General features: G+C 39.1%; 1 protein-coding gene. It reads right to left on the bottom strand.

Features of this window, described 5'->3' with window-relative positions; genetic code table 11:
- Positions 1–185 (bottom strand): hypothetical protein (locus tag G6Q48_RS22140; RefSeq protein ID WP_207393070.1); only part of this gene is annotated, 185 nt, incomplete at its 3' end.
- Positions 186–271: the final 86 nt, after the last annotated feature.

The raw sequence follows: 271 nt of genomic DNA, 5'->3' as shown, positions 1-271 counted from the left end.
GGAAATCGACGAATTTTATAAATCGATTGATGTTGAATAATCGATGCATAATAGCTTAAATTACCTAATGATAATCCCAATTCACCAACAAGACGTTTTGCGTCGGGATAAACACTTTTTATGGTATTATGCGTTTCAATTTCACTTGCGAGCTCTGTCGGTGTAAAATCTTGGCACTGTTGCAAAGTTAGCGATGAGGCAGCCTTTTGTCTTATTCAAAGGCCTTACATTTCAAAAACTCTGCTTACCAGGCGCATTTCGCCCAGGGGAT

Source organism: Providencia sp. M-27 (assembly GCF_011077905.1).
Taxonomy (GTDB): domain Bacteria; phylum Pseudomonadota; class Gammaproteobacteria; order Enterobacterales; family Enterobacteriaceae; genus Providencia; species Providencia huaxiensis.
The sequence above is the reverse complement of the archived record's forward strand: the minus strand, read 5'-3'. Positions and strand labels throughout refer to the sequence as shown.